At 64.2% G+C, this 10522-nt stretch carries 12 protein-coding genes; 6 read left to right on the top strand and 6 right to left on the bottom strand.

What is annotated here, in order from left to right; all coding sequences use genetic code 11:
• Positions 1-53: 53 nt before the first annotated feature.
• A complete protein-coding gene (locus RQH14_RS20045; RefSeq protein WP_311214883.1) occupies positions 54-1040 on the bottom strand; it encodes a LacI family DNA-binding transcriptional regulator in 987 nt (328 codons plus the stop codon).
• Positions 1041-1205: 165 nt separating this feature from the next.
• Here RQH14_RS20045 and RQH14_RS20040 point away from each other — a divergent pair, with 165 nt between their 5' ends.
• From RQH14_RS20040 to RQH14_RS20020, 5 genes are all read left to right on the top strand, one after another.
• Positions 1206-1421, top strand: a complete 216-nt coding sequence (locus RQH14_RS20040) for a hypothetical protein (protein WP_311214882.1) — start codon at positions 1206-1208, stop codon at positions 1419-1421.
• Entirely contained in the window at positions 1418-2923 is a 1506-nt protein-coding gene (locus tag RQH14_RS20035; RefSeq protein ID WP_311214881.1) for a sodium:solute symporter family protein, read from the top strand. The genes RQH14_RS20040 and RQH14_RS20035 overlap by 4 nt, the downstream gene beginning before the upstream one ends.
• Entirely contained in the window at positions 2920-4524 is a 1605-nt protein-coding gene (locus tag RQH14_RS20030; RefSeq protein WP_311214880.1) for an amidohydrolase, read from the top strand. The genes RQH14_RS20035 and RQH14_RS20030 overlap by 4 nt, the downstream gene beginning before the upstream one ends.
• 60 nt (positions 4525-4584) lie before the next feature.
• A complete protein-coding gene (locus tag RQH14_RS20025; RefSeq protein ID WP_311214879.1) occupies positions 4585-5235 on the top strand; it encodes a CG0192-related protein in 651 nt (216 codons plus the stop codon).
• Between the two features lie 106 nt (positions 5236-5341).
• A complete protein-coding gene (locus tag RQH14_RS20020) occupies positions 5342-5767 on the top strand; it encodes a hypothetical protein (protein WP_311214878.1) in 426 nt (141 codons plus the stop codon).
• Positions 5768-5867: 100 nt separating this feature from the next.
• Here the strand turns inward: RQH14_RS20020 and RQH14_RS20015 are convergent, their stop codons facing one another.
• From RQH14_RS20015 to RQH14_RS20005, 3 genes are all read right to left on the bottom strand, one after another.
• The gene (locus RQH14_RS20015) at positions 5868-6170 is read right to left on the bottom strand and encodes a DUF3040 domain-containing protein (protein WP_311214877.1); all 303 of its coding nucleotides are present in this window, start codon (positions 6168-6170) and stop codon (positions 5868-5870) included.
• A gap of 122 nt (positions 6171-6292) precedes the next feature.
• A complete protein-coding gene (locus RQH14_RS20010; protein WP_311214876.1) occupies positions 6293-7051 on the bottom strand; it encodes a carboxymuconolactone decarboxylase family protein in 759 nt (252 codons plus the stop codon).
• Between the two features lie 20 nt (positions 7052-7071).
• Positions 7072-8454: a DHA2 family efflux MFS transporter permease subunit gene (locus RQH14_RS20005; protein ID WP_311214875.1), complete on the bottom strand. Its 1383-nt coding sequence runs from the start codon at positions 8452-8454 to the stop codon at positions 7072-7074.
• A 220-nt stretch (positions 8455-8674) separates the two neighbouring features.
• Here RQH14_RS20005 and RQH14_RS20000 point away from each other — a divergent pair, with 220 nt between their 5' ends.
• Positions 8675-9076: a hypothetical protein gene (locus RQH14_RS20000; protein ID WP_311214874.1), complete on the top strand. Its 402-nt coding sequence runs from the start codon at positions 8675-8677 to the stop codon at positions 9074-9076.
• 9 nt (positions 9077-9085) lie between these two features.
• Here RQH14_RS20000 and RQH14_RS19995 read toward each other — a convergent pair whose 3' ends face one another.
• Together RQH14_RS19995 and RQH14_RS19990 are read right to left on the bottom strand one after the other, a co-directional pair.
• On the bottom strand, positions 9086-9517 hold the full coding sequence (locus tag RQH14_RS19995; protein WP_311214873.1) for a heat shock protein transcriptional repressor HspR: 432 nt from the start codon (positions 9515-9517) through the stop codon (positions 9086-9088).
• Positions 9518-9527: 10 nt separating this feature from the next.
• Complete coding sequence (locus RQH14_RS19990) at positions 9528-10511, bottom strand: DnaJ C-terminal domain-containing protein (protein WP_311214872.1); 984 nt, start codon at positions 10509-10511, stop codon at positions 9528-9530.
• Between the last annotated feature and the right edge of the window lie 11 nt (positions 10512-10522).

The following is a 10522-nucleotide window of genomic DNA, read 5'->3' as shown; positions in this document are numbered from 1 at the left end:
GCGGCCCGGGGTTCGCTCACCCCAGCACCTAGGTCAGCCCACCCAAACGCGAGTTAGCGCACGAGGTGCACGCTGGCGCCTTCGAACCACCGATGGACCGGCGGCGCGTCAGGGTGTTGGATGATCGCGTCCAGGAGTTCCGTGGCTGCCTTTCCGTAGGCACGCGGCGCCAGGTCAATCGAGCTGATCAGCGGATTGCCCGTTTCCAACGCAGCGGCACCGGCAAAGGACACAACATCCAGGTCCGCGCCCAGTGCGAGTCCCCGGCCTTCCAAGACAATCTGACTTTGAGCAGCCTGTCCCTGCGCACCGCAGACCAGCGCATCCGCGCCGCCCAGGTCCACAGCCTGGGTTATGGCCGCTACCAAGTCACGCGGGCTTGCACCGGCTCCCACCTCAAACACTTGGGGCTCCAGCCCGTTCCGGATGCACCACTCCGTGTAGGTCCGTCGGGTGTCCACGGCCCAGGATGAAGCTATTTCGTCGTCAATGGCAAGCAAAGCAGTGCGTCGCCGCCCACGGGCAAGGAGATGGTTCAGGGCCTGGGTCTGCAATTCGGCGTGGTGTGCTTCCAGCGTTCCCTGGACCCGCTCCTCGCCAGGACCGGAATACCGACCGACGCTGACCGTCGGGATGCCGCCAGCGAGCAGCGCGGCCACCAAAGGCTCACCTGGCGCGGGGTCGATGGCTATCACCCCGTCCACCTGAAAGGCCATGCGTGGAGTGAGTTCGCGTGCGAAGAGCGTGACGTCATAGTCGGCTGCGGCAGCGCCCTCAGTGACTCCAAAGGCGAAGTCCATGTAAAACGCCAGGCTGCGGGCTACCGGAGGAATGTGGAGCCCGATGGTGCCAATCCGGTTGACGCGCAAGCTGCGGGCAGCGCGGTTGGTGACATAGCCGAGGCGGTCCGCGGTTTCCTGGATAAGTTCGCGCTTCTCGTCGGAGATGCGGCCGGAGCCACCCAAGGCACTGGAGACGGTGGTCTTGGACAGGCCGAGCTCCCGCGCGATGTCCATGATGGTTGCCCGGGTTCTCGCCATGACCTCATCCTAGGCGGCGCTCGGGCGATGACGCTCCCCGGATGTTCGGGAAGCCCTTGACATCAACCCTGTGACGTCCCACACTTTTATTTGCGGGAACGTTCCCGCAAATCGTCTCCTTCGCTTACATCCGGCCAACGACGCCCGGAGGAATGGATCCCCCCAATGTCCCAAGCTGTCCTGACTTCGGACCGCCGAAGCCACATCCGCAGGACGATCTTCGTGGTCGATATCCTGCTCCTGCTCGCCCCACCCGTGCACTGGTTGTTCAGCGACGGTCAATCCACCATCTGGTACTTCCTCGTGGCCAACGCCTTGGTGACCTTGTCGCTGTTAGGACTCTGGATGATGCGGGATGCCGACGAGGAGGAAACGGCATGAACATGCTGATCGGTTACGGATCCATCTTCCTGTTCACCGTGCTGGTGGTGGTCGTCATGAGCCGCGGCCGGCGCGTGGACAAATCCATGAGTGAGTACGCAACCGGAGGCCGCTCGTTCAGCTCCTGGTTCGGCACCATGGCGTTCCTCAACACCTGGCTTGCCGGGACCATGTTCATTTCCTTCGCCGGCCTCACTGCCAGCGCAGGGGCAATCGGCTTCTACTCCCTGTCCTACTCACTGCTCAGCGTGGTGCTGATGTTCTTCCTCGGCACGCCTGTGAATAAGTGGGGCCGCATCCATGATCTCCGCACACAAGCAGACCTGCTCGGCTTGCGCTACAACTCACGCTCGGTAAGGGTCATCGCAGCCCTCATCGGCGTCCTTGCATCCATACCGTGGGTTGTCTTGGGCATGCAGTCCCTTGGGCTTGTCTTTTCCACCCTCTCCTTTGGGCAGGTTTCGCCCTACATAACCGTGGTGATCGGCGTGCTTTTCATCGCCGCGCGCCAGATCTGGACCGTGAAGCTCGGTACCCGCGGACTGATCATCAGCGACATGGTGCAAGGGATTTTCGCCTACGGTGTCGGCTTCCTGGTGATCCTCGGACTCATGGTGTGGCTCATCACCAACGGCCACGGTTTCAACGAGATTTCACCCAGCCTGCTCCAACTGCCCGGTCCAGGCAGCGCGGCCGGCCCGTTCTATCTGTTCTCCCTGATCTTCACGGGAATGATGGGCGCCTGGTGCTGGCCAGACCTCTTTGTTCGGATGTTCAGCGTCAAAACCCCTAAAACGGTACAGAAGTCCGCCGTTCAGGCAGCACCGATCATGTTCCTGTTCTCCGCCGCGCTCACTACGGTATGCCTGCTGGCCACCAGCATCCCCAGTGTTTCCGACGCCCCGGATACCGTGTGGTTCATCCTTGCGGGAATAGGTGGCGTGGGCATGGTTGCGATTGCTGGCGTGTGTGTTGTGGCCGCCACCATGGGCAACGTCGGAGCCAACCTGCAGGCCGTTGGCACGCAGTTGGCCAACGACGTGATCGGAGTTCACAAGCATGAGCGCATCGAGTCCGCGAAGGGCGCAAAGATCGCAGTCGCCGCCATCACGCTCGTCTCAGCCGGTGCCGCGCTTTTGATGGCAAACCAGGTCTCGGGCCTGATTGTGGTGGCCTTCGTGTCCTATCAGGCCATCTGCCAGCTGGCCCCCACCCTCCTGCTCGGGATCTTCTGGCGCCGGGGTACAGCGGCCGCGGCAAACGCTGCCATGGTCTCCGGAATCCTGGTGGCCGCCGTGCTGGAACTCATGTACCCAAGCCCCCTCTCCATTCCGTGGTTGGGCGGGTTGACCTCCGGAGTGGCCGGGTTGATCGTGAACCTCGCCGTCTACCTTGTGGTCTCGATGGCCAAACCGGCTCAGGCCGCAGAACAGGCCCGTGTCGACGCCCTGTTCGAGGGGCTCAAGAAAAAGGAACCCGTGAGCGAAGGAGCACTGACGTGACAGTCGCGGACGCAATCATCCTTGCTGGCACTATCCACACCCTGGACCCACACATGCCAACCGCCACCGCCCTTGCGATACGGGACGGCCGGATTGCCGCCGTCGGGCGTTTTGCGGACGTTGAGCAGCACCGGGGACCCAACACCGTAATCCGGGACTTCGGCGACGCGACGATTGTCCCTGGCCTGAATGACAGCCATACGCACGTGGTCTTTGGCCTGGATCTGGCCCGAGGCCTGCAGTTGACGGACCTCGGGCCTCTCGAGGAGGTCCACCGGATCGTCGCCGACGCCGCCACGGCTGCCCACCTTGGCGGGTGGGTCATCGGCTGGGGACTGGACCCAAACCTCTTCACGGACATCGGCTTCAGCGGCCGGAGCTTCGACGACGCCACCGGTCCCGTGCCGATGTTCCTGCGCATGCGGGACGGCCACTCGGCCATCGTCAATTCAGCGGCCCTGGCCGCGGCAAGCATCACGGGCCCGGTGGACTTTCCGGACGAGTCGCTGATAGACGTCGACGACGACGGGACGCCCACCGGCTACCTCGTCGAGTTCAGCGCGATGGACCTGGTGACGAAAGTCCTCCCGCAGGAAGGCTTCGACATCCGCGCCGAAAGGCTGGCCGGGCTGCTCAAGGGGATGGCCGCCGTCGGAATCACCTCCACGCATGTCATGGACTATGCCGAAGGGTCCGGAAAACTTGCCGCCCACCTGGAGTCCACAGGCGATCTTCCCCTGCGGCTGCGCTTCTCTCCCATGGTCAATGCCGGGGCGTCGATGGAAGAGCTGGAGGAGGCAGCCGCCCTGCAGGGCACCGGTGGCCGAAGGTGGCGCGTGGAAGGCGTGAAGTTTTTCATTGACGGCACCATTGACAATGGATCGGCCTGGCTGGAGAAACCGGACATCTACGGCGAGAACAACGAGTCGGTGTGGACTGATCCGGACGACTTCCAGAAGGCCCTGGGATTCTTCGTTGAGCGCGGCATCCCCACAGCCACCCATGCAATCGGCGACCAAGGCGTGCGCTACGTCCTCGAAGCTCTCGAGGCTGCCGGGGATTCGCGAGGGCTGGCCGCTCACAGGATCGAGCACATCGAGACCATCCCTGACGATCTGGTGGCGAGGTTCGCCGAACTCGGTGTCGCAGCCAGCATGCAGCCGGTCCACGGGACCCACCACACCCGGGCGGACCGTACCGACAACTGGTCAGTTCGTCTGGGTGCCGAACGGGCTGCCCACGGTTGGCGGTGCCGGGATCTGCGGGAGGCAGGGGTGACCGTGGCCCTCGGGTCCGACTGGCCCATCACGCCGTACGATCCCCGGGCCATGATGGCCGACTCCATCCTTCGCCGGCCGGTTGAGAGGCCGGACGTTGAGCCGGTCCAACCAGAGCAAGCCCTGACTGCGCTGATGGCCTTGGAGGGTTACACGAGCCATGCGGCAGCCGCTGCCGGCCTTGGCGCGGAAACAGGCGCCATCAGCGTTGGGAAACTGGCCGACCTCACGGTCTTCGAGCAGGATCCTCTGCTCGTCACGCCGGAAGAGCTGGCAAAGACAGCGGTGGTGACCACCTTCGTGGGTGGGTTGCCTACGCGCTAGTTGCTGGGGGCAGGGTGCTTGCATTCGGGAGCCGCCGCACCCTGCCCTAGGCTGGGATGCATGGCGATCATTCACAAGGCAACCCTGTCCCCGTCCAAGCTCGACCTCATCGCCGGCTACCTGCCGAAGCAGCCCTGGTTCATCCAGGAGGGCACGCCGGAGCTTATTGGCGCCTACCGTTTTGACGATCCCGCCGGCGAGGTCGGGATCGAGACGCACGTGGTCGCCGCCGGCGAACGCATCTACCAGGTTCCCCTGAGCTACCGGGGCTACGAGCTGGCCGGCGCCGAGGAGTGGCTCATCGGCACCATGGATCATTCGGTTCTGGGCAAGCGTTACGTGTACGACGCCTGCGCCGACCCCATCTACGTCAAAGCCCTGGCTACCGCCATCTTGACGGGCCAGGAAGAGGCCCAGCTGATCGTCGATGGCGAGCCGGAGCCCCGTCCCAGCTCAGTGACGGTGAAAGGCAGTGGAAAGCTCGACGGCGGCGTCCCCGCCTTGAGTGCCTCGGCGCCGGTTTCGGGCAGCGGAGTGACCATCATTGACGCCGGCGAGCTGCGGTTGAAAGTTGCCCGGGTGGTTGACGTGGCCGCGGACTCTTCCGCCAACTCGGCGGCCGCTCCGGAGCTCCACGGCGAGCTGACCCTCAGCGGGCAGTGGGCCGGGCTGGAGAGCCCGGTGGAGTTGGCTGCCGTAGTCCGCGACTGACGTTTCGAAGCCGGAGCACCTGTTGGTCGCAGGGGTACCTGTTGGTCACAGGGGGCTCCGGCGTAGGCTGGCTAACGGAGCCATTTACTCCCTGGAGGGGTGCATCATGTACAAAGCACAGAACATCATTCCCGCCGCGCAGGATCTCGCCCGGGAATGGGTATCACACGCGGCGGACGGCACGTCATCCCAGGCCGATGCGGTGGTGAAGTGGGCCTTGACCCGCATCAATCATGCCGATGTCCCGGCCGTGGTTCACGGCGTCATGCTCACTCTGACGGGCAACAAGAAGGCCGCCAAAGAAGCCCAACGCGCGGCGGCCAAAGCAGTGAACAAGACAACGCAGGCCTTGAAACGAAGCAGTCGACAGCGCGCTCCGCGCCTGTCCGGGTGGGTGATCGGCCTGCTCATCGGGGTTGTCGCTGGAGCGGGCGCTGTCCTGGCTTGGCGCATGATGGTGCCCCCGGGCGAGCCTCAACCCGTCAAGCAGCCTGAGACGCCGGCCCAGCCGCCCGTGCCGCCGGTTCCCTAGGGGACGACCCGCACAAGCAGCCGCCCCCGCACAATCGGCACTAATCAGCGCGGCGCATCAGCATTACTGGGTGCCCGGAGCCGACAGGCGAGGGGCCCCGCTAAGGTACGGGTTCGCCGTCGTGCCTTCCGGATTTTCTCCGAAGTGAGGTCCCGGACAGCAGCCAATACGCCCCTGCGCTGGCCAGCAGGAAACCCACCACGCCCAGGACAACAAGCTGGGTGACGATCCCGGCGATCACCATGACAAAGCCGCCTAGAACGGCCAGACTGCCGAGAATCGTGCGGGCAGCCTCTCCCCGTGGCCGGCCCGATGTCAGCTCGGAGGCGAGATCGGGATCGGTCGAAGCGAGTTCCCGCTCCAGCTCTTCCAAGCTCCTGCGTTCTTCATCGGACAACGACACCGTTATCACCCTCACGATGCTCGGGCCATCAGCACGCGCGCTGCTTGCCGTGCCATGCCTTCATTATCTGCCCGTTTTGCCGATCAAGCCACAGGTCCGCCTGCCGAACCCAGCCACGCTGTTCAGTGGGCCGGGACGACGTCGTTGAGTACCCGGAGCGCGTTGAGCGTCCGCGGATAGCCGATGTAGGGCAGCAAGGCGTTGATGACCTCAAGCATCCGCGCACGGTCATTGCCGACGTTGAGGTTGCCCTGGATATGCCCCTTCACTTGAGGTTCGCAGCCGCCCAGCGACACCAGCATGGACAAGGTGAGGAGCTCGCGCGTAGCGACGTCGAGGCCGCCGCGGGTGAGGTAGTCGCCAAAGCAGTTGCCAGCCAGGTAATCCTGGAAGTGCTTCTCATCTCCGGCTGCGGCAGCACGCATGGCCTCCACCCGCTCGGGGCCCGCGATGACTTTCTGGACGGACAGGCCCCTCTCTGCCCGGTCGGCCAGTGTAGTGGTGGATTGACCTGTGAGCGGCAATTCCACTCCGTGGTCGGTGAGGACCTGGTTGGTGACAGTAAGGAAGTCCGAGACTTTCGCCATGCCGACGTAGGGCACCGCCTGGTAGACGACTTCCTTGATCTGAACCGGAGTCACGCCGACAGTGAGGGCCGCGCCCACCAGGGTCCTGTACTCCCCCATGCCCTGGCATGCGATGAGCGAGGCAAGCTGGACCATGAGGCGGGTCCTGATGTCCAGGTTTCCGTAGCGGCGGGTCTCGTCAAAGCTGAAGTTGTTGAAAATCTCCACGAGTTCAGGGTCCGTGATCGCAAGGGCGGGGAGCTGTCCGGGGAATAGTTCATCGTGGTTCTTGCGTGCAGTTTCGGTAAGTGCCAAGGGGTGTCTCCTTTGATTGGTTAGTTCTGGATCCGACGAATGAAAAGGCTCGCAACTGCCGTCGCGAAGAGCAACAAGGCTGCGATCAGCAGGCTCGTCTGCAGACCGGGGACAAACCCGGCAGGCGCGACCAGCAGGGCGCCGAACACCGCTACCCCAAGGGCACCGCCGAGTTGCCGGAAGGTGTTGAAGACTGCGCTGGCCGTCCCGGAGCGATGCGCAGGGACGCTGTCCAGGACATGGGCGGTGATGGGCGGCATGGCCAGGGCTCCCCCGACGCCGATGGGGATCAGAAGAAGTGCGACAGTCACCAGCGATCCCGTGGGCGCAGCCAGGAGCATGCCCAGCAACCCCGCCACCATGAGCAGTTGGCCCATAACTGCCGGGACACGCGGGCCAAACTTTGCCGCCATCCGGCCGGCCACCACGTTGCTGATGGCAATGAGTACGGACGCCGGCAGGAAGGCCAAGCCGGCCAGCAGCGGGGACAGGCCGAGGTGCTGTTGGAGGTAAAGGCTGATAACGAACACCATCCCGTACCACCCCACCATGAAGCTGAAGCCCACCGAAAGGGCGATCCGCAGTCCCGAAGACTGAAAAAGGTCAAGGGGCATCATCGGGTTTCGCCCGCGGGCCTGAGCCACAAGGAAAACGGCGATCGCCACAGCCGCTGCACCCAAGGAAGCGATGACCTGCGGCGCCGCGAACCCGAGGACCCCTCCCTCGATCAGCCCATAGATGAGGGCCCCAATACCGAGGAGGGCTGTGATTTGTCCGAGCCAGTCGAACCTCGCCGGCCGCACCGGTGAGACGGGGACCTTCACCAGCAATGCCACCGCCACCGCACCCACCGGGACGTTGATGAGGAAGACCAACCGCCAATCCAGGGTGGTGAGCAGGCCACCCAGGGCTGGTCCGGCCGCAGCGGCGACCGCTCCACCCAACGCCCAGAGGCCGATGGCCTTGGAACGCTGGATCGCGTTCGGGAAGGCTTCGCGGATCAGGGCCATCGACGGCGGCAGCATCAGCGAGGCGGCAGCGCCCTGCACGAACCTTGCGAGAATCAGCACCCATAGAACCGGAGCAAAAGCACAGGCGGCCGATGCGAGAACGAACAGCACCAGCCCGAGGGTGAACGCACGTTTAGCCCCAATACGGTCCGATAAAGTGCCGGCGAACAGCAGCAAGGCCGCGAACATGAGGGTGTAGCCGTCCACGATCCACTGCTGGCCTGCCGTTCCGCCACCCAGTTGGGCGCCAATGGTTGCCAAGGCCACGTTGACGATCAGGGCGTCGAGCGTGATGACGAAGAAGCCCAGAGTCGAAACAGCCAGTGCAATGCGGCCTGTTGAGGGCGGGGCCGGCGACAGCGAGGGTTTTGAGGAAGTGCTGGTGGAGGTCACCTATCCATCAGAACCCGTAAAGGGGATGTGTGGGAGAGCCCCTTGTTACGGGTAGCGGCAGTACCTCCCTCAGCGCCAAAGGCCGCGAACCGCCGTCGAGCGTTGAGTACTCGACGGCGGTCTCGACTTACCAACGGTTCTCAGCATGCTTACGATGGTGTGGCGGGTTACGCCTGCTCATGCACGGACTACCGAACGCCGACGGAAAGTTGAACTCCCCATGGCACGACGAAGCTCAAAGAAAGCACCAAGCATCACTGAAGCCGTTCAAAGGCGCCGCGGACCGGGAAGGGCCATTTGGCTCATCGCCACGGGCCTCGTCGCTGGCATAGCGGGTGGGGTTTTCGGCTTCCGGATGCTGGTCCAGCCCGGCGAAGCTGAGCCGGCCAAAAAACCGCAGACGCAACCCGACGAGATTCTTGTCAGGGAAGAACCCGTGGAGATCTCCACGAGGATGCGGCCTGGCGAATGGACTGAAGAGTCGCTGCAGGAGCATCTTGAGGATTACCGGCAGCAAATCCGTGACATGGGTGCCAAGGAATCGCAGATCGTCACCAATGTGGAGCGGACCGAAGAAGGTGCTGCACGCGTGGTGGTCAGCTGGGACCGGAGCCGGGCTTAGCTCCAGTGGCTAAGCGCGGCTCTCCCCCGTTCGCGGCCTCCACACCACAACAGCCTGCGACCGGGCCCGGGGACGCTGCCCACGGGCCAAACTAACGACGTCGCCCGCCGCACCTGCCGCGAAGATACGGGCATCCAACGGTGAGCGACGGCGGGACAGCTCCTCCGTCAGTTCGGTCACCCGGTACTGCAACGCAGCAACCTGGTTTTCGAGGTCGAGGATGCGTTTGATGCCCTCAAGCGAGACGCCTGACTGCGAGAGCCGCTGGACCTCCCGCAGCTTGTTGACGTCGTTCTGCGAGTAGCGGCGGGACTTCCCGGGAGCACGGCTGGGCGAAACGATGCCCAAGCGGTCGTACTGGCGCAACGTCTGCGGATGCATGTCGGCAAGCTCCGCAGCGACGGAGATGACAAAGATCGGCTGGTTGACGTCGATGGCCATGACCGCCTCCTTACAACCGGGCCTTTGCGGCCAGGTCGTGACGCGGGTCCGCGTCGGTGGTGGCGGCAGCGAACGCCTTCACGGCTTCCTCCGCTTCCTTGTTCAGGTTCTGCGGGACAGCGACGTCGATGGTCACCAACAGGTCTCCGGTCGCCTTGGACGTTTTCACGCCACGGCCCTTGACCCGGAGGGTACGGCCCGACGGCGTTCCGGCCGGGACGCGCACCTTGACGGTGTCGCCGTCGAGCGTGGGAACCTCGATGGTGGCGCCAAGCGCCGCCTCCGCGAACGTGACCGGCACGTGGATGCGGATGTTGTCGCCGTCGCGGTGGAAGAAGTCATGCGGCTTCACGCTCACCGTGATGATGAGATCGCCATTGCCGGCAGGGCCAACGTTGCCTTTGCCGCGCTGGCGGACTTTCTGACCGTCCTTGATGCCGGCGGGGATCTTGACGTCGATCACGTTGCCGTTGCTTTCGCGCAGGCTCACCGTGGTGCCCTTGATGGAGCCGGCAAACGAGATGGATGTGGTCGCCGTCCGGTCGGCGCCCTTCTGGGGGGCGCGCTGGAACCCGGTGGGGCCAGCTCCGCCGAAGCCGCCACCGAACAGGTCGGCAAACTCGGGCGGGATACCGCCACCACCGGCAGGCTGACGAGCGCCGGGCCCACCGCCGAACAAGCCACCGAACAGGTCCTCGAACCCGCCGTTGGCTCCGGCACCACCACGGCCGGCGCCAGCACCCGGAGCAAACCGGGCACCGCCCATGGCACGGATGGCGTCATACTGCTGCCGGTCCTCAGGACTCGACAACACCGAGTAAGCCTCGGAAATGTCCTTGAACTTCTTCTCCGCAGCAGCATCCCCGGAATTGGTATCAGGGTGGTACTGCCGGGCGAGCTTGCGGTAAGCCTTCTTAATATCCGCGTCGGACGCGTCCTTGGCGATACCAAGGATCGCGTAAAAATCCTTTTCAACCCAGTCCTGGCTGGCCAAGAGCGTTTCCT

The organism is Arthrobacter sp. WCS2018Hpa-7, from assembly GCF_031843805.1.
Lineage (GTDB): Bacteria > Actinomycetota > Actinomycetes > Actinomycetales > Micrococcaceae > Arthrobacter.
This window is presented reverse-complemented; position numbering and strand designations above follow the sequence as displayed.